This is a genomic window from Chryseobacterium sp. JJR-5R (assembly GCF_034047335.1).
Classification (GTDB): domain Bacteria; phylum Bacteroidota; class Bacteroidia; order Flavobacteriales; family Weeksellaceae; genus Chryseobacterium.
The window spans coordinates 2486032-2504432 of record NZ_CP139137.1 but is presented as its reverse complement, the minus strand read 5'-3'; the positions used below and the strand labels follow the sequence as shown (position 1 = coordinate 2504432).

General features: G+C 40.4%; 13 protein-coding genes. All 13 read left to right on the top strand.

Annotated elements, in window-relative coordinates; all coding sequences use genetic code 11:
- The first annotated feature begins 75 nt into the window (after positions 1-75).
- The 13 genes from SD427_RS11110 (at position 76) to SD427_RS11050 (ending at position 18186) form a co-directional block, all read left to right on the top strand.
- Entirely contained in the window at positions 76-594 is a 519-nt protein-coding gene (locus SD427_RS11110; RefSeq protein ID WP_320557864.1) for a hypothetical protein, read from the top strand.
- 76 nt (positions 595-670) lie between these two features.
- A complete protein-coding gene (locus SD427_RS11105) occupies positions 671-1114 on the top strand; it encodes a transposase (RefSeq protein WP_320557863.1) in 444 nt (147 codons plus the stop codon).
- A gap of 419 nt (positions 1115-1533) precedes the next feature.
- Entirely contained in the window at positions 1534-2826 is a 1293-nt protein-coding gene (locus tag SD427_RS11100) for a PLP-dependent aminotransferase family protein (protein ID WP_320557862.1), read from the top strand.
- Positions 2827-3074: 248 nt separating this feature from the next.
- The gene (locus SD427_RS11095; RefSeq protein WP_320557861.1) at positions 3075-4514 is read left to right on the top strand and encodes a T9SS type A sorting domain-containing protein; all 1440 of its coding nucleotides are present in this window, start codon (positions 3075-3077) and stop codon (positions 4512-4514) included.
- A gap of 127 nt (positions 4515-4641) precedes the next feature.
- Positions 4642-5514, top strand: a complete 873-nt coding sequence (locus tag SD427_RS11090; protein ID WP_320557860.1) for a GLPGLI family protein — start codon at positions 4642-4644, stop codon at positions 5512-5514.
- 41 nt (positions 5515-5555) lie between these two features.
- A complete protein-coding gene (locus SD427_RS11085; RefSeq protein WP_320557859.1) occupies positions 5556-8831 on the top strand; it encodes a phage baseplate assembly protein V in 3276 nt (1091 codons plus the stop codon).
- Positions 8832-8847: 16 nt separating this feature from the next.
- A complete protein-coding gene (locus SD427_RS11080; protein WP_320557858.1) occupies positions 8848-9396 on the top strand; it encodes a hypothetical protein in 549 nt (182 codons plus the stop codon).
- 214 nt (positions 9397-9610) lie between these two features.
- On the top strand, positions 9611-10633 hold the full coding sequence (locus SD427_RS11075) for a T9SS type A sorting domain-containing protein (RefSeq protein ID WP_320557857.1): 1023 nt from the start codon (positions 9611-9613) through the stop codon (positions 10631-10633).
- Between the two features lie 843 nt (positions 10634-11476).
- Positions 11477-12157: a hypothetical protein gene (locus SD427_RS11070; protein WP_320557855.1), complete on the top strand. Its 681-nt coding sequence runs from the start codon at positions 11477-11479 to the stop codon at positions 12155-12157.
- Positions 12158-12191: 34 nt separating this feature from the next.
- Entirely contained in the window at positions 12192-13358 is a 1167-nt protein-coding gene (locus SD427_RS11065; protein ID WP_320557856.1) for a hypothetical protein, read from the top strand.
- A gap of 52 nt (positions 13359-13410) precedes the next feature.
- Positions 13411-14091, top strand: a complete 681-nt coding sequence (locus tag SD427_RS11060) for a hypothetical protein (protein ID WP_320557855.1) — start codon at positions 13411-13413, stop codon at positions 14089-14091.
- 34 nt (positions 14092-14125) lie between these two features.
- On the top strand, positions 14126-16684 hold the full coding sequence (locus tag SD427_RS11055; protein WP_320557854.1) for a hypothetical protein: 2559 nt from the start codon (positions 14126-14128) through the stop codon (positions 16682-16684).
- 116 nt (positions 16685-16800) lie between these two features.
- A complete protein-coding gene (locus SD427_RS11050; RefSeq protein ID WP_320557853.1) occupies positions 16801-18186 on the top strand; it encodes a thioredoxin family protein in 1386 nt (461 codons plus the stop codon).
- The last annotated feature ends 215 nt before the right edge of the window (positions 18187-18401 follow it).

The following is an 18401-nucleotide window of genomic DNA, read 5'->3' as shown; positions in this document are numbered from 1 at the left end:
TTTTTTAATTCTTTGATGCACGGGGCAGCATGGCCCCATGCATCGGGAATTATCAGATAACAAAAAAGTTAAACAATGAAAAATACAATAATAACATTATCACTGCTGTTTTCCGGCATGGCTTGCAGCCAGGTGGCCATTGGAAAATCAGCGGTCAGCAATTCATCCGTATCGCTTGAATTTGCCAGCGGTAACAGAGGTATTATTTTGCCCTGGGTAACAGCGGCTGCTTCCATTACGTCAGCGGTAGACGGTACCCTTGTTTATGATATTTCCGATAAAAAGGTGAAATACCGTAAATCGGGATCCTGGTTCGATATGAGTGTTGATGCCACAGGATTGGTAAACACCGTTTTACAGGATACCAAAACAGAATTATCAAATGCAAAAGTCGCTATAGGCACTAATGCGGCCACAGATTCCACACCCGGGATTTTGGTGCTTACCGATACCAATAAAGCTATGGTATTGCCTAAGATGGCAAGTCCTCACCTGAATATTGTCAACCCTTCTGCAGGAATGATGGCATATGACACCACTGCGCACCAGCTTGCCGTATTCAACGGTACGGTATGGTCATTCTGGAAGCCTTAGGCTGTCATTAAGATTACCCATACGGTATGTACCAATTAATTAATGAACACAAAGTCACTATAAATAGAAAACACTTATGGACTTTAGATTTATCCATATAGGAAAAATGATTGAGAAAAGTGTTATAGAGAGCGGGATAGAAATATCCCGCATCTGTAACTTCTTTCACCTCGAAGAACAGCAGATACGCAATGTATACCAGTCTGAAGATATATCAGCTTCCGATCTGCTGAAGTGGAGCAAACTTCTGAAATACGATTTTTTCAGGCTGTACAGCCAGCATATTATATTGTATTCCCCTTCCTGTTCCACAGATTGCCTCAAAACAAAAAACAAACAAAAAACCAGCCTGCCGAAATTCAGGAAAAATATCTATACGAGGGAAGTGATAGAATTTATCCTGGAATTGATAAACACAGGACAGAAAACCAAAATGCAGATCGTAGAAGAATACAGGATCCCGAAAACAACCCTGTATAAATGGATCAGCAAAAATATGAATCTGGATGAAGAATACTGATCATCTGATATCATAGAAAACATATTGCTGAAAAAAACAGCAAATCTTCTGAGAAAAAACAGAAAAAACAGATGCTATGTAAAAGGCATTATAATAATCAGAGATAAGCAGTTTAAAAATTGCATAAAACCTTTCCCTGATGTACACAAAAAAATTCTATCATATTATTATTTTGACAATAAAAATAACGATATGATAGAATTCTAGAGATTACAAATGGCTAAGAGCCGGTACTGATTATCTTTCTACATATAATCTGTTTACCCTTTGTTGTATAACAACCATCTTCAATCAGAAAAAATACTTTTTATCATTTAAATATGCTGCGACCCTGGGATTTTAATCTGAATATTTTTGAAAATTACTCAACAGTGCCGATTTATCTTCAGATTTCAACTGGGATTATAAATGCAATTGAATTGAAAAATCTCAGAAGAGGAGACGCATTGCCGGGTACCAGAACGCTTGCTTCGTCACTGAACGTAAGCAGGAACACCGTTATTGAAGCATACAGTCGTCTAGAACAGGAAGGCTGGATTTTTTCCGTTCCCCAGGGCGGAACTTTTGTCTCACATTCTTTACCGAAAAATATTTTAAGTGATGATGAAAAATATCAAGGAACAGCAAGCAACAATATTTTTGACCAGGGCCTTCCGGATGCCCGGCATTCTCCGATTTTAGATGTCATGAGAGAATACAGAAGGATAGCTTCTAAAATACATCAGGGTAAGATCACTTTAAAAACTGATCCGTTAGGCTATATTAGACTCCGGGTGAAGCTGGCACAAATGCTGGCACAACAGAGAAGAATACATTCAGATGAAAACAATATCTGCATCACCAGAGGAAGCCAAATGGGTATATTTTTGCTTTCCCAATGCCTTTTTAATAAGGGCGATCACGTTATTGTAGAACATCCAGGGTACAGGCTTGCCTGGGATGCTTTTGAGTATTCCGGAGCTAATGTTATTACTGCGGAAGTAGATGATGATGGAATTATTGTAAGCGATGTGAAGAGAATACTGCAGCAGAAGAAAAATATAAAAGCAGTATATATCACTCCTAACTCTCAATTTCCCACAACGGCTGTATTAAGTGAAGCAAGACGCCAGGAACTTATTGAGCTTTCAAATGAATACAATTTTTTTATTATAGAAGATGATTACTGTATTGACCTGAATTATGAAGCTCCACTTTTCCCCTTATGCAGTAGCAACAGGCTTAAAAATTATTTTTATATCGGAACATTCAGCAGATCTGTAAGTCCTTTGTTAAAAATAGGGTATGTAGTAGGCAGCCACGACCTGATCAATGAAATAAAAAATTTAAGAAAAGTTATAGATATCTCGGGCGATATGATCATGGAGGCTGCCCTCTTCAATCTTATTCAGGATGGTGTATTCAGCAGGCATATTAAGAGATATACCCAGTTTTATAAGGAAAAAAGAGATCAGGTAGATCTGTTATTAAAGAAATATCTTAATGATAAAGTCAAATATCATAAGCCAAAGCTTGGTCTCGGGTATTGGATAACCCCAATAAAACAATCAGAAAATTACAATGATATTATAGACGAACTCATATCTAAAGATATCATGATCATCAATAGCGACTATTACAAAATTTCAGGGCACGGATTTTATTTAAGCTTCGGTTCTGCAGACCTTGAAAAACTAGAGATCGGAATAAAAATAATAGGTGAGTATTTATAAGATAAATGAAGATTAAAACAGAATTCAGTATCCTAAATAATTTCACCATCTTTTTTTATCTGGTCATGCATTTTATTTGAAACTGGATCTGTTGATGCAGAACTGTAATTCCTATCTTGCTTTAATAATATGACAAATATTATGTATAAAAATGTATCAGTTAATAATTAGAAATGACAATTCATTGTTGTAAAATTTACAACTGATGATATATTTTATACTAACCCAAAATTTTTAAATAACCAATTATGAATAAAATTATCACATCATGCCTGCTTCTTACAGGGATGATAGCCAAGGCCCAGGTATCTTTAACTAAAGATACATCTTTCGGAAATAACGGAACTGTTACGGTACAGACAGGCATGGCTATTTATAACAGCTTTACCTTGCTGATACCTAATATCAACTCTTTTTTTCAGGGAAATAAGATATTCGTATCTTATAAGACAGTTGATCCTGCAAACCCGATTACTTCTATTACACAGTTTTTAAGATTAAACGCAAACGGAACATTAGATACAAGCTTCGGAACCAACGGTATCGTTCAGATTCCCAGTTTTGAATCTTATTATTTCTTTGCAGATAATGATTTTATTTACTTAAACGGCAATAAAAAATACCTTTCAGACGGTCAGGAAGATACGGCTTTCAACAGTAATGGAATGCAGAATGCAGATTGGATGTATAAAATAATGCTTCCTGAAGGAAAAATATTTTTCAGGGCAGATACAGGATTCAGTAAGTTTCTTACAAACGGAAATCCTGACTTGTCCTATGGAACCAACGGGAACCTTGCCATTAGTGGAAGCATTGTCGGAGATCAGAATAGCTCTTACAATTATTTTTTTAGTAAAGATAATTTCATTTATGAATTTATTTATCCGTCACCGGGACAGTCTAATGTAAGAAAAATAAACGTTGATACCGGAGTTCTGGACACAGCCTATGGCCAAAATGGATATGCACAGGTAAGAAATACAACAATCCCTGCAGCAGCAAATTATGATGTTAGTGTGAAAAATACGCAGCAGGACGGTTCCTTTATTAATAAGCTGTCTGATGGTAACAACATTTATTTTACCAAAACCAACAGTACCGGGAATATCGATTCAGGATTTGGAGCAAGCGGGCTGATTACGGGGAACAACTCTTTTACCAATAACGGAAATGTTTATACCACCGGGAATATGGAACCTTTAATATATGACAACAAAATTCTAATGCCTGCTAAATATACTGATGCACAAGGTGTTGAAAATTGGGGTATTAGTGCTTACGCACTAAACGGAAACAGTCTAACAATTAACGGAAGTCCGTTTGTGCCTTTATCAGGTTCATCTTATGAAACACTGGGGTATCTGTTTGCCAAAGATAATTATCTGTATGCCATCCATGACAATAACATCACCAGATATGTAGTCCAGCAATCAGCAACACTATCCCTGACGGAAAGTTCATCTGATTTGATGAATGCAATAAAGTTCAATAACCCTTTTTATAATGAATTAACTGTTCATTCTAAGGAAAAAATAAAAACTGTTGAGATTAAAGATATGTCAGGGCGTACGGTAATCAATGGGAATTCTGACAAAGTAAATACTTCAACCCTTGTAAAAGGCAGTTATATCATTATAACTACCACAGAAAGCGGAAAAGTAATTTCTGAAAAAGGAATAAAGTTATAATTCCATTCAGTAAGTATGCAGCCATTCAAGCAGCTGCTGAATCAATAAACACATCTGGTATATAATCAGGATCAGGAAATAAATTTCTATGTAGTATATACTTGAGGTTAAATTTAAAATTCATGATATGAAAAATTTATTTTTATTATTATTTTGTTATTGTACAGGGATAACGCACGCACAAGGCAACCGTTTTATTTATGAATATGAATATGTTCCCGATATGGGTACTCAAAATCCGGTAAAGAAAGAGCTTATGGCTTTAGATATAAACGCTAACGGTTCTTCATTCAGGAGTTTAAATGCAATAAAAACAGATTCGTTGACATATGCGGTTATGATGCCCTCTTCCGGCAATCTTTCTTTAAATCCCAATAGTCCGGCTATGCAGAACCTTTCTTCAATGAAAAAGAATAATCTTATATCTTATAGAATTACTAAATCATATCCGTCATATGATATTTATTTTTATGATATGGTTGATATGGACTTATATAAAGTAAAAGAAAATGAAGATATGAAATGGCATATTTCTTCAGAAAAACAAAAGATCGGAGAATATAATACACAGAAAGCAACCACTGATTTTGGCGGCAGGAGCTGGACGGCATGGTTTACTCAGGATATCCCCATTCAGGACGGGCCGTACAAATTTCACGGTTTGCCGGGACTTATCGTAAAAATAGAAGACGCTTCAAAAACACATATGATGACGCTTATAGCGCAGCATCACAAGGACAAAGAAGATCTTGAAGATATTAAATCCAAGGGATTTAGATTGTACAGAAGTGAGATTGCCGTAGATAAAAATCAGTTTAGGAAAATATGGAAAGATTACATTGCAAATCCTTCTAAATCCATTGGAGACTCTCAAACAAAAATGATCAATAACGGGAAAGAGGTAACGGATACACAGGAAATGAAGAGAAGTATTGAGAGGCAGGTTAGGGAAAAAGAAAAGAAGAACAGCAATAAAATAGAGCCGGATCTGTATAAATGACCTGATTATCAATTTTAATTTTACCGGTAACCCCACATATTATGAAAAAGATTTCTAATTCGGATATGCTTTCAGGGAGCACTGTCCGGGGCATTTCGCGCATGGTCCGGCTTGAGATTGTGATCGGCGGTCGGATCATCCGACATTTCAAGTATTTTAAGCTCCGGCAAAGTACGGTGACGCATCACTTTTTTGAGCTTATTCTGGCACATGATGTCCTGGGTCAGGCCCAGGACCATCATTTAAAAGAGGCCCAGAAATTCCTGGGAAGCCGGATAACGGTTATTTTCAGGTACAGGGATCTTGAAGAAGAGAGCCCTGAGCGTTCTTTTACCGGGGTGGTAACCCAGGTGGCCTTCAGTCAGGAAGAGATGAGCCTTGGTGATCTTGTACTAAAGGGAGGGAGCCCTACCTTGCTTATGGATGCCGCGCCGCACTTCCAGAGCTTCGGAGGCGAGAAGCCTGTCAATACATCCATCATTGCGGATAACATTATAAAGCAGAGCCTGCCCTCCGGCACCTTCGATGTCAGGATTGATACCCGGAGTAAAAGCTATATCAATTACAGTGCACAGTACAATGAGACCCACTATCACTATCTGTCAAGGATAGCGCAGGCCTACGGGGAGCATTTTTACTATGACGGCGGGGTGCTTCATTTCGGGAAGCTCCCGGCTGCTGAAAAAGCTTTAGTGCTGGCATACGGGAGCAGTGTCCGTCAGGTCAAGGTAAAGCTTAACGCAGCCTATACCCGTTCTTATTATTTCGGTTATAACAGCAGCAGTGACAAGAGGATGTCGGGTTTGGATTCGGATCCCAGGCATGTCGGGGAGCTTGCCTCGCAGGCTTACGAAATCAATAAAAATATTTATAAGTCCGAGTCCCTGTTGCCTGTTCCGTTGAGTGCCAACATGGAGCTTGATATAGACGACTCTCAGAACAGCGCCCGGGGGAGTTCAGCTTCAGGGGTTTTTACAGTATCGGGAAAAACCACGGTTCCTTTTTTATATCCCGGCTGTGTGGCGGATCTGGAGATGAGGCGCCCCGGTACCTGCCGGACGTCATATTTTACCAGGCTTATGATTACAGAAGTCTCTCATGTTGTAGATGGTTTAGGGAATTACACCGGTAAGTTCAAATCGATTGCAGAAGGTACGGGCTTTCTGCCAAGGCCTGAACTCATTGTTTCCAGGGCCGAGCCGCAATTGGCTACGGTAGTGTCCAACAGTGATCCGCTTAGCCAGGGCCGGATCCGGGTACGTTTTGACTGGCAGTCTGAAGGCTCGACGCACTTCATCAGGATGATGAGCCCCGATGCGGGAGGGACGGATGCAGTTCAGCAGAACCGGGGTTTTGTGGCCGTTCCGGAAGTAGGGGACCAGGTGATGGTAGGGTTTGAGTACAGCCACCCGGATTTCCCGTTTGCCATGGGAGGGATGTTCCATGGGAAAAACGGGCAGGGAGGAGGCATTGACAACCATTTAAAATCCATTCAGACCAGGAGCGGGATAAGAGTACTGCTCAACGACACAGACAAGAGCGTGACGCTGTATGATCCGAGCGGGAATACCTATTTCATGGACGGAGCAGGGAATATCAGGGTAAGTGCCCCTAAAAGCATCACCTTTGATGCGGGTGAAGACATCACGATGAATGCGGGTAAAAACCTGGAGGTAAAAACGGGAAACAGCATGGAATTTATGTCCGGCAACCTGGCCGCTTTCCATATGATTTCCGGAGCCATGTTTTCCACGCCATTCATGGAGATGTCGGTACCGGTACATTTTAACATCCAGAGCGGAAAGACAACGCTTCATTCAGAGCAGCATACTGAAATCCAGGGGAAAACTACCGGGATATCCGGTCTGGAAAAACTAATGGTCCATTCTGATGAGGAAACCACGATAAACAGTAAAGGCAAAACCCATATACTGGGCAAGGACGGCAACAACCTGTCCAATATCCCGAGGGATTTTCAGCCTCTTCAGAAGGAGATGGACGGGCGGTACATTGCCCACTTCAGGCCGCTGCCGAACTGGAACGGAGAGGGATATGGTTTTGACTGGGTAAGGGCAGGGGATACAGATTTTCCCGGGGATGTGCCTTACTCACAGATTACCGGAAAGATAGAGAATGGTGCATTTGTGAAAAGCCGCGGGCAGTATCTCAAGCTGATTTCCAGTTTCTCGTATTATGTGTACAACCATACGGATGAATCGGGGAATAGCGTTCCCAAATCGTACGCGTATCCTTATTTATGCCTTTATCCGCTTACCTATTTCAGAAAAGTAAACGGGGAAAGCGTCAGGAAGAATTCCCTCTATACCAATACTACAGCCCGGCTCACCCTTTTAATCAACATAAAGGAAGCGGCGCAGGAAGTCACTTTAAAATACGACACTAAAAAATTTCAAATTACCCATGATCCCTTTCCCCTGACGGAGGGGAACCATCAGATCTCGGTAACCATCACCTGCACGGAAGAGCTGTCACTGGACCGTAAAATAGAACTCTTTGCCTCTTATAAGACTGAAGATGGCAATGTTAATAAAATACTGGCCGGCGGATTAACGGTCAAAGCCAATAAAAAGAGGTACGATGTACCTGTGGTTTTCATAGAAGTGTCAACGGACATCGGCAATCAAAAGAAATATCCTTTGATAGGTTCCCGCGAACATGAGATTCAGAAGTTTTTAAACCAGGCTCTTATCAATCCTGTTTTTAAAGGTATAGTATCATTGGACTGCAGCGTAGATGTCAATATTGAAAAAGGTGTAAGGCACAACAGAAAATCCAGACTCAATGCCATTGCTGCTTTAGAAAGAAGAAGAAACGGAAATATGGCGTTAAATGCTGACAACCATAATAATGAAGTGATAAAGTTTTTAAAAGATGAATTGCATTCACGATATCCGGGAGTCTATAACAATGTGGTAAAAATTTTCTTCATGAATGAGCATTGCAGGGGAGCTGCAGGATACGCCATATTTGAATATAAAACAGCAGTACTCTTTGATGGCGGATATAATTCCCCAGACAGAAGTGTGACTACTCATGAAATTATGCATGCCATGGGGCTGCACCATACGTTTGAAGAAAAAAGCAAATTTGTCTTTGAAAAATACGAGACCGATAATTTGATGGATTATTCTGATGTCTTGAATGATAACAGGAGAAAACATGCTATAACCACATCTCATTGGCAGTGGAAAATTTTACAGGAAAATTCACAAACAGAAGCTTCATCAAGCAGATTCAAGAAATTTGAAAATAATTTTGGCAATCAATATATTGGTATTGCAAATAATTTATTTTAAATCCTAATAATACCTTATGAGAACAGAAGATTATAAGCAACTTATCAATGACAGAATTGAATATTTTGATAAAGATAAGTTTTATCTCAATAACAAAAATGGACTGGTAAAGTCTTATACCGTAAATAATGGAATTATTATACAGGAAGTGGCGGGTGAAGACGGGGGCTGGTTTGTTTCCTGTACCACCCGTTCCGGAAGCTGCTTTTCCGTTTATAAAGAATACAGTCACCAGGCAATTATCAAAAAAAAGCATGTTGTTTTAAGAAATGGAGGAGCTATAGTAGGTATTAAATATGAGTTTGATATAAATGGGAGATTGATAAAGAAAACGGATATGGATAAACATTATGTAGTAACACCTCAGGATATTATTAAGTTTTGTGAAGAAAAAGGGATTGATATACTTTCCAATAATACAAGAATCGACAGAAACTACAATGAAGATTCCATAGGAAAATACGTAATCTATCATAGCGGGGAATATGACGGTAAATTTGGCTCAGTAATTATTACAGAAATTAACGGAACTACAGGAGATGTTGAAAAAGTGATCTGCAAATAACGGAACTTATAAGGAGTCCGCTGAAACATTATATAAAAATAAGTAATATATGTTATAGGTCTGATATATAATAATTTAAATCCCGATTAAAAATTTTAAGATACTTATAAAAATCTTTTGTATGCTAAAAAACGGTACGTTAACATTGATAATCAGCTACTGTAGAAACGAAATTTAGAAGATCCGAAACTGTACTATTTAAATTAAAAACATTATGAAAAAAAAATTACTTTATGCTCTGTTAGTATGTTCTCATATGGCAGTTGCACAGATTCAGATAATACAGAGTGAAAACTTCAGTTCCTTTAATTTAGGAAATTTGAGTAGTGATACCACAGGCGGGATCCCCGGACAGGGCGGATATTATACATCTGCAGGATCAGCAACACCCGCTGATTTTCAGATTGGTATTTTTGATGCAGCTCATGGAAATTCTCTGAAATTAATTACCGGTCCCGGGCAGCCAACACCGGGACCTTATGCCGATGAAACAAATGTTCATAACAGGCATGCTGTTAAGAAAATCAATACGGTTGCTGCTGTCGGAAACAATATATTAAGCGGATCACTGGAAATATATACCGGCCCTTCCATAGGATCAGGAAGAATTCAATTCGCTGTATTTGATAGTACGCCTAAAGGAATTATAGGAATTAATTATAACTATACGACAAAAAAGCTTGGTGGATCAATTCGCTTATCCCCTGTTTCTGTACCCGCAGAGTCAAATTTTTATAATATCGGATTGGGTTCTGCAACATATCCCGCTAATAGCTGGATACCTGTATCTTTTACCTACAATAAAACCACAGGCGCATGTACCTGGACTTCTCCGGAAGGGACTTTCTCATTTAGTAATCCGAATTATAGTCTTAAGCCCGGACTTACGCCTGGCGATTTTAGTATTATATCTTATACCTTAGCTGGAAATACGGTAGCTAATGTATCTGGCGTTGATAATATTAATCTTAAATTTACAAATGCTTCTGTTCTTTCCACAAACGAAATAAGACATTTAGAAAACGCAGATCCAATTTTATATCCAAATCCTACAACAGGTATTTTTTATGTAAAAACTGATGAAAATATTAAATCAGTTTCAGTTACAGATGTTTTTGGAAAAAATATACAATTAGATAAGAATCATTTAGACTTAAGAAATTTACCTGCAGGCGTCTATGTTGTAACTATAGAGCTTACAAGTGGTATTTTTAAGAAAAAGATAATTAAAAAGTAAGTAGGTTATCGGCACCATCAATATTTGATCTGAACAAAATCAGAAAGAAAACAGTCAATATGATTGGTCGGGCACGGGGACAAGTTGATATTGATAATCCCAGTAACAGGAAATTTTAAGCTGAATCTTCTTCTTTTTATGTGAATATAAAAAACAATTTATGATTCTCTTGTATATCTTTACTCCTTTATAAAATTGATAGGATTTCAGTAGAGTTTATTAGCTTTCAGATTTCTTTTGTTGTAAAACCTATTTAAACTTTTTCAGGATAGAAGAGTTCAGGTAAACTTTATTTCTGAGAAGAATAAAGTTTAGACAGGTTCTTAACCAAATACTATGGTTTTCTAATTAAAGTCAAAATAATTTTGTCTACCGGGTGAATGGAATGAGATAAGCCTGCTTTTACTGATTCAAATATATTTTCAAAGACTTTACAATATATATTTTCCTTTATAAGAAGATAAAAAGTTTTGATTTTCACAGATGCTTTTCCTGATGTATTTACGTGTTTAAATAAGTTGTAAAATTTTTAATGTTCTGATATTCAGTGTTTTTAATATGAAATTTTGAATTGTTATTTATACTGTACTACCCGATAAATACAGTTTTAACCAAGCAGGAAAATCAATTACCTGTGAAAGTATCAGATTATGGATACATTTGAAAATGCTTCTAAGCAAGATTTCAATCCTGTATCGTCAGGGAAGGATCTACCCATTATTATTAAACACAAATAAATTATATATCCAGACAATAGCAAAGCAGTTAAATATAAATTAAATGCCTGCTATTGTTTTTATTGAAAATGTTGGTTTTAACATATAATTAATAAAAAAATCACCAATGAGAAAACAAGTTCTACTTATTTCGGGTCTGGCTATTTCTTCCTTTGCATTTTCGCAGGTAGGAATAAACAACCAGAATCCCAGGGCCACACTTGATATTACAGCTAAGACGACTGACGGCAGCAAAGCTGAAGGGTTTATCGCTCCCCGCTTAACGGGAGACCAGATAAAAGCCGGCGATGCGCAGTACGGTACTGCCCAGACGGGGGCCATCATTTATGCAACAGCAGGTGTTACTACTCCCGTTGCGGGAAGCAAGACTGAAAGCATTACGGCTGCCGGGTATTATTACTTTAATGGTACCAGGTGGTCCAGGATCTCAACGGGTACCGCTGCTGCCGGTTCCACATTTAACCTGCGCAATATAACATCGGGGAGCTACACGCTTTTACCCGGGGATGGTTACATAACGGTTGACCAGAATGCATCGGGCCCTACGGTAGATCTGAATTTATCCGACAGTCAGGCGTATACGCCGGGCCAGGTGGTATACATCTCGAACTTAAGCTTTAATAATGTACAGCTGAATATTGTCTTTAACGGGAATGTAACGGCCAATAACTTTATCAGCCAGACCAATATTAATTATGTCCCGTCCCAATACCAGGGGATACTGATATACAGGGGAGGGCTTAGTTCTTCGCCCGGCTCCTGGGCACTTATACAATCCAATTTATAATATTCCCGTATACTAATTTACAACTTTCAGAATCATGAAATCATATCTATATTTATCATTGTTTACTGCGGTAGTAGGATGGTCGCAGACCAAGGGACAGATCAGGGTCGTAAACAGCCCTACTTTCAGCTCTGCCCCATCGAGCTCAGCATTTTTGGACGCATCATCGAATGTATCGATTAATAATTCTTCCACATTAGGTAAGGGCCTTCTGTTTCCCCGGGTAGATTTGACGGCCTTCAATGCATTTGGCGGTCCTGTAACAGGTACCCCAACGAGTTATCCCAATTATTATGACGGTTTAATCGTTTACAATACGGCATCCTCCGGCGTGGCGGGAGCGGGGAGTACGCAGGGTACGCTGACTCCAGGTTACTGGTACTACGAGAACAGGTCGGGGAGCTTAAACGGGGGAACATGGAAACCTGTTTCTCCATCTTCCTCAGTCAGTTCTTCCTATACAGGATCAGCCTCGGTAACTTTAAGTGGGAATTCATTCCAGCGGTCTGCCCTTACGGGCGACGTCACTGCCGCGGGGAATTCCAACGTGACTAAGGTTGAAAGAATAAACGGTACCCCGGTTGTATCTACGGCTCCTGCCCTGGGCCAGGTATTGAAGTTCGACGGGACCAGCTGGGCACCGGGTACTGAATCCGGCGGGTCTTCCTATACAGGATCAGCCTCGGTAACTTTAAGCGGAAGTTCATTCCAGCGGTCTGCCCTTACGGGTGATGTGACTGCCGCGGCGAATTCCAACGTGACCAAGGTTGAAAGAATAAACGGTACCCCGATTGTATCTACGGCTCCTGCCCTGGGCCAGGTGTTAAAGTTCGACGGGACCAGTTGGGCACCGGGAGCTGATTCCGGCGGTTCTTCATATACAGCGGGTAACGGTTTAACCATGTCCGGTACAGAGGTAAGGCTTGGGGGTGCGTTATCTGCCAATACCGCTATTGACCAGGGCAATAAAAGCATGTCTTTTTCAGGAACAGGGAATATGGGAATAGGCACATCTTCCCCGAACAGCTCTGCAAAGCTTGATATATCAAGTACCAGCCAGGGGTTTTTACCTCCGAGAATGTCAGCCACGGAGCGTGATAACATATCCTCGCCGGCAGAAGGACTCATTGTTTATAACACAACTGAAAAATGCCTCAACTCTAGAATTTCCAACAGTTGGATAAGTCTGTGTGGGGAATAAAATTTTTTAATCCAAGTAATAAAATAACATATAATTAATAAAAAAATCACCAATGAGAAAACAAGTTCTACTTATTTCGGGTCTGGCTATTTCTTCCTTTGCATTTTCGCAGGTAGGAATAAACAACCAGAATCCCAGGGCCACACTTGATATTACAGCTAAGACGACTGACGGCAGCAAAGCTGAAGGGTTTATCGCTCCCCGCTTAACGGGAGACCAGATAAAAGCCGGCGATGCGCAGTACGGTACTGCCCAGACGGGGGCCATCATTTATGCAACAGCAGGTGTTACTACTCCCGTTGCGGGAAGCAAGACTGAAAGCATTACGGCTGCCGGGTATTATTACTTTAATGGTACCAGGTGGTCCAGGATCTCAACGGGTACCGCTGCTGCCGGTTCCACATTTAACCTGCGCAATATAACATCGGGGAGCTACACGCTTTTACCCGGGGATGGTTACATAACGGTTGACCAGAATGCATCGGGCCCTACGGTAGATCTGAATTTATCCGACAGTCAGGCGTATACGCCGGGCCAGGTGGTATACATCTCGAACTTAAGCTTTAATAATGTACAGCTGAATATTGTCTTTAACGGGAATGTAACGGCCAATAACTTTATCAGCCAGACCAATATTAATTATGTCCCGTCCCAATACCAGGGGATACTGATATACAGGGGAGGGCTTAGTTCTTCGCCCGGCTCCTGGGCACTTATACAATCCAATTTATAATATTCCCGTATACTAATTTACAACTTTCAGAATCATGAAATCATATCTATATTTATCATTGTTTACTGCGGTAGTAGGATGGTCGCAGACCAAGGGACAGATCAGGGTCGTAAACAGCCCTACTTTCAGCTCTGCCCCATCGAGCTCAGCATTTTTGGACGCATCATCGAATGTATCGATTAATAATTCTTCCACATTAGGTAAGGGCCTTCTGTTTCCCCGGGTAGATTTGACGGCCTTCAATGCATTTGGCGGTCCTGTAACAGGTACCCCAACGAGTTATCCCAATTATTATGACGGTTTAATCGTTTACAATACGGCATCCTCCGGCGTGGCGGGAGCGGGGAGTACGCAGGGTACGCTGACTCCAGGTTACTGGTACTACGAGAACAGGTCGGGGAGCTTAAACGGGGGAACATGGAAACCTGTTTCTCCATCTTCCTCAGTCAGTTCTTCCTATACAGGATCAGCCTCGGTAACTTTAAGTGGGAATTCATTCCAGCGGTCTGCCCTTACGGGCGACGTCACTGCCGCGGGGAATTCCAACGTGACTAAGGTTGAAAGAATAAACGGTACCCCGGTTGTATCTACGGCTCCTGCCCTGGGCCAGGTATTGAAGTTCGACGGGACCAGCTGGGCACCGGGTACTGAATCCGGCGGGTCTTCCTATACAGGATCAGCCTCGGTAACTTTAAGCGGAAGTTCATTCCAGCGGTCTGCCCTTACGGGTGATGTGACTGCCGCGGCGAATTCCAACGTGACCAAGGTTGAAAGAATAAACGGTACCCCGATTGTATCTACGGCTCCTGCCCTGGGCCAGGTGTTAAAGTTCGACGGGACCAGTTGGGCACCGGGAGCTGATTCCGGCGGTTCTTCATATACAGCGGGTAACGGTTTAACCATGTCCGGTACAGAGGTAAGGCTTGGGGGTGCGTTATCTGCCAATACCGCTATTGACCAGGGCAATAAAAGCATGTCTTTTTCAGGAACAGGGAATATGGGAATAGGCACATCTTCCCCGAACAGCTCTGCAAAGCTTGATATATCAAGTACCAGCCAGGGGTTTTTACCTCCGAGAATGTCAGCCACGGAGCGTGATAACATATCCTCGCCGGCAGAAGGACTCATTGTTTATAACACAACTGAAAAATGCCTTAATTATAAAAAGGACAGTGCCTGGAGAACATTATGTAGCAACACTGGAACAGTAACCGCAGTAGCCTGCAGTACACCTACCCATACAGGATCATTAGTTGCTAATTTTCCTGCTTCAGGGGTGTCAACTTCTATTTCATACACAGGAGGTACCGGATCATATGCTACCCAGGCAGTACAGTCAACCGGGGTAACAGGTCTAACTGCTGTTTTACAAAGCGGTAACTTTTCTTCCGGTACAGGGTCTGTAACCTATAATATTACAGGAGTACCCTCAGCAGCTGGGACAGCAACATTTGCAGTGAACATAGGCGGGCAAGCCTGTACTTTTACGCGCACGGTAGGAAAAGATCCTACGACGGCCGGATTAGGAGCCGGAACATTATCCGGCAGAACATGCTTTGACGTTGTGATGACATCCTCTTTGGGATGTGGAGATACCGCATCAAGAATTTCTCAAAAAGCTGATTTCAGCCAAACAGCTGTTAATACACAGTCTTATATTTTTACACCTTCCGGTACAGTAAGCAACGTACGGTTTATATTCGTAAACAATAATGGCAATGTAATAAATTCTGTCAGCGGAGGAAATTCCGGCAATAACATTACCAGTACGGTAACGGCATTGGTAAGCTATAATACAAACCTGAATGCGCTGGCAACAGGAAGAGCCAAAGACAATGCATTAACTGCCGATATTTATGTAATTTATAATGACAGTGCAAATAATACAGGGACGGATAAAACGGTAAAATTGAGGGTATCCGTACAGGACTGTTCATGTTGTGGTGCTTATGTATCACTTACAGAGTGGAAAACCTTTATGTGCCACAATCTTGGAGCTGACTACAGTCTTGACCCCTTTACTCCGTCAGCCGGGATACATGGAGCCAAATACCAGTGGGGAACTTCTGCCCCTATGGTTACACAGGCCCAGGACCAGGCATCTACGGCTACTCCGGCAGGATGGAGCAATGCTTTTGTGAGTGAAACTTCATGGCAGGAATCAGTGAAAACAGCTAAAGACCCATGTCCTGCAGGATACGTTGTTCCTGCCCTAGAAACGATAAGACAATTCATTAAATTTAATTATATGTGGACAATCGGGCCATGGACCATTGATCCTAATAATTACGCTTCCGGATTAGGCTTTTCAAAAGGTGTTTTTGAACGCGAGCCTTACCTGTTTCTCCCTACAGCCGGTAGAAGAGGAAATGTTTTAGGTCCTTATAATGTGCAGAACGGCAATTTAACCGGTAGAGGAGGCTTCATTCATATTTGGTCTTCGAGAGGATTTAAACAACAACAAGGCGATGGAAGCAATGCAACAATCGCTTCTTCATTACAGGTACAGTTCAGTATTAGTGGAAGTATCATGGCTTTGGTAACTGATGATTATGCTCCAAGTGGTGGATCTGTTCGTTGTGTAGCACAGTAATATTTATAAATATAAAGTTAATACCGGCGATAGATAATCGCCGGTATATTATAAATTTTATGAGAATTAATAATTTAAAATTAGAATTAAATAATTCTGACCATTTAGAAATATCGATGAGAAAAAAGATAGCATTGTTATTATTTACCTGTACACTATGCAGTATGGTGCAGGCTCAGCGCATTAATATGTATTTTCCTCACTTTGCAGGTAAAGCTTATGATTTTATAATTTTTCAGGGGGATAAGCAGATAAAAGTGATGCAGGGCAACATCCCTGCAGACGGAAAGTTTACGCTCACAGTTCCGGATTCATATGCACCTTATACAGGCATGAGCCGGTGGCTGATTACCGGTACCATGGAAGGTGGCGGTATAGACATGGTTGTCCCGGGAACAGATTTTTCGGTAAGCTGCAAAGAGAGCAAGCCTGATAATTCTAATATTATTTATGTAAAAAACCAACAGATAAAGGAGCTAGAAGACCTTTATACACAGCAACAGGATATCATATCAAAGTATGCCGCTATGGCACAGGCTACCGCGGCTTACCGTACGCATGATAAAAATTATCCTTTATTTCAGCAGGAATACAAAAACCAGGCAACAGCCTATGAAAATTTTTATAAAAATCTGCATGACAACCAGGATTATGTAAAAAAGCTTCTTCCTATTGTAAATATTACCAGAGGATTAGGTTCAGAACTCACAGAGGACGAAGAACGGAGAGCCAGAGATATTGCTTCCTATATCGCAAATGAGATGGATTGGGAAGTGCTCTACACTTCAGGGCATTGGGCTACGGTAATCTCGGCCTGGGTGGATATTAATACAAAGGTTCTTAAGGATAATTATGCTTTTGTCAATGATTTTGCAAAGCTTACATCAAAAATAAAAAACCGCGCACTGTATTCTGATTTTGCAGGAAGAACTGCCTATTATCTCACACAGAACGGAGGAGATGTACAGATCAATGCAATAGCTCCTTATGTAACAGCTTCAGGAAAAATTGATAAATATGAGGGTTCGCTGAAAGTATATACGGCAGGCATAGTAGGGAGTATGGGTGCGGATCTTACTTTTACAGAACATATAGGAAATCCAGATGACCATAATCACAGGACTCTTACCTATAAAAGCAGCGAGCTGGCTGAAAAAGGCTATATAAAAACACTCCTGGTATTCTATGAGTCGGGTTGCGGACCTTGCGAAAATCTTTTGACCCAGCTTTCCGGGAATTATAATGATATTACATCAAAAGGAGTGAGGATCATTTCTATCTCAGCCGATAAAGAAGAAAGCACTTTTAAAAATAAAGCGAAAACTTTTCTATGGAAAGATATTTATTGTGACTTTGAAGGAATAAAGGGAGTTAACTTTAAAAATTATGGTATTGCAGGAACCCCTACTTTGGTTATTCTGGATAAATCAGGAAAGATCGCATTAAAAACAGCTTCATTGGGCGAAGCACTTGATACTTTGAATAAGCAGAAAATACAATAATAATTCAGATTATTAAAAAAAGCACGTAATCAGTAACTGCACCACCAGATTATTTTTATGCTGCTATGTTATGTTCTTTAAAAACACCATTCATTTCCATGCTTTAACAGCAGATTAAAGAAGGCGGGATTTAAACATCCCGCATCTTTAATTCTTTTGACAGAAGCAAGAGATAATTTTATAAAGCTGCAATACGCTCAATCTTTCTGATTCAT

What these genes read in the sequence shown, in the direction of transcription:
- SD427_RS11110 (WP_320557864.1), top strand. Translation starts at nt 76, where the DNA reads ATGAAAAATACAATAATAACATTATCACTGCTGTTTTCCGGCATGGCT.
- SD427_RS11105 (WP_320557863.1), top strand. Translation starts at nt 671, where the DNA reads ATGGACTTTAGATTTATCCATATAGGAAAAATGATTGAGAAAAGTGTT.
- SD427_RS11095 (WP_320557861.1), top strand. Translation starts at nt 3,075, where the DNA reads ATGAATAAAATTATCACATCATGCCTGCTTCTTACAGGGATGATAGCC.
- SD427_RS11090 (WP_320557860.1), top strand. Translation starts at nt 4,642, where the DNA reads ATGAAAAATTTATTTTTATTATTATTTTGTTATTGTACAGGGATAACG.
- SD427_RS11085 (WP_320557859.1), top strand. Translation starts at nt 5,556, where the DNA reads ATGAAAAAGATTTCTAATTCGGATATGCTTTCAGGGAGCACTGTCCGG.
- SD427_RS11080 (WP_320557858.1), top strand. Translation starts at nt 8,848, where the DNA reads ATGAGAACAGAAGATTATAAGCAACTTATCAATGACAGAATTGAATAT.
- SD427_RS11075 (WP_320557857.1), top strand. Translation starts at nt 9,611, where the DNA reads ATGAAAAAAAAATTACTTTATGCTCTGTTAGTATGTTCTCATATGGCA.
- SD427_RS11070 (WP_320557855.1), top strand. Translation starts at nt 11,477, where the DNA reads ATGAGAAAACAAGTTCTACTTATTTCGGGTCTGGCTATTTCTTCCTTT.
- SD427_RS11065 (WP_320557856.1), top strand. Translation starts at nt 12,192, where the DNA reads ATGAAATCATATCTATATTTATCATTGTTTACTGCGGTAGTAGGATGG.
- SD427_RS11060 (WP_320557855.1), top strand. Translation starts at nt 13,411, where the DNA reads ATGAGAAAACAAGTTCTACTTATTTCGGGTCTGGCTATTTCTTCCTTT.
- SD427_RS11055 (WP_320557854.1), top strand. Translation starts at nt 14,126, where the DNA reads ATGAAATCATATCTATATTTATCATTGTTTACTGCGGTAGTAGGATGG.
- SD427_RS11050 (WP_320557853.1), top strand. Translation starts at nt 16,801, where the DNA reads ATGAGAAAAAAGATAGCATTGTTATTATTTACCTGTACACTATGCAGT.